At 38.8% G+C, this 1,180-nt stretch carries 2 protein-coding genes; both read left to right on the top strand.

Annotation, left to right across the window (positions count from 1 at the left end; translation table 11 throughout):
* On the top strand, window positions 1-251 hold a 251-nt coding region (locus AC3AYF_RS21415), incomplete at its 5' end, for a hypothetical protein (protein WP_487780486.1).
* An 18-nt stretch (window positions 252-269) separates the two neighbouring features.
* On the top strand, window positions 270-1,180 hold a 911-nt coding region (locus AC3AYF_RS21410), incomplete at its 3' end, for an SCO family protein (protein WP_487780485.1).

Raw genomic sequence — 1,180 nt, 5'->3', positions numbered from 1 at the left:
GCTGGGATGGCACACGCTTGTACTACACCACGTCTTTACTAGGTAACTGGGATAAGAAAGGTGAAGAGAATGATCAGTTCTTAAAACTATTCCATTGGGATGGTACAGAAATGACTGAAAAATTCAGCATCGATTTCATTGAAGAAAAACTAGGACGTGCACATCAAATGCGTTTTGGTGCTTATTCTCTGTATGGAAAACAAGCGAAAGTAGAAACTCAAGATGCTACAACTGTAGCGTTGAACAAATAAATCTAGTTAGGTAATTCAATGCTATATTCTGGTTTAAAAGTTGGTTTAATAACAATCACAGCACTGTTCTGTAGTATCAGCTTCGCTGCAGAGCAAGAAAGTGATCAGCAACAAGTTCAATTAATCGCTCCAGGATATGGTGAATTAGATTTTACGGCACCCGAGGCAGGCAGTTACACCCTGCCTGCCTTTGGCTCTGCCCATGATGCAAAAGTATTAAATGTAGATGGTCAATATGTTAACTATCATGATTTATTCAAAGGAAAATATACTTTATTAAGTTTTATGTATAGCCGTTGTAATGATCTTAATGGCTGCCCACTAACACAGATTGTATTTAACCGCATTAAACAAGAAGCCAGTAAAACGCCAGGTTTAAGCAATAAAATGCAACTGGTTAGCATGAGTTTTGATCCCGAGAATGACACTCCTGCTGTGTTAAAAGCAGTCAGTGGTGGTGCTCATGATGAACATGCAGGCCATGGTGGCCATGACCAACATAAAGGTCATCAAGGACATACTATGTCCAAAGAACAGAAAATGAGTTGGACTTACCTTACTGCTGACTCATTGAAAACTCTGTACCCTATTCTTGACAATTATGGCCAGTCCATTCAAACAAGAATCAGCGATGATGGTACAGAAACTGAAACATTTTCCCATATTATGCGAGTATTTTTGATTGACCCTGAGCTTAAAATTCGCAATATATACAGTGTGTCATTTTTGCACCCTGATATTATTCTTAACGATGTAAAAACTTTGTTATTAGAAGAAGATAAAACACTACCGCTTATCGAAGAGATCTCTTCAACAAATTCAGCCGTTCGTGTCGGCCCTGGTGATAATAAAAATAATTATGGCTCGGCTGATTACAGTACCAGCTCACTCAGTATCACTGCCCGAAAAGGTACAAAAACGGACCTGTT

The organism is Salinicola sp., from assembly GCF_982684285.1.
This window is presented reverse-complemented; position numbering and strand designations above follow the sequence as displayed.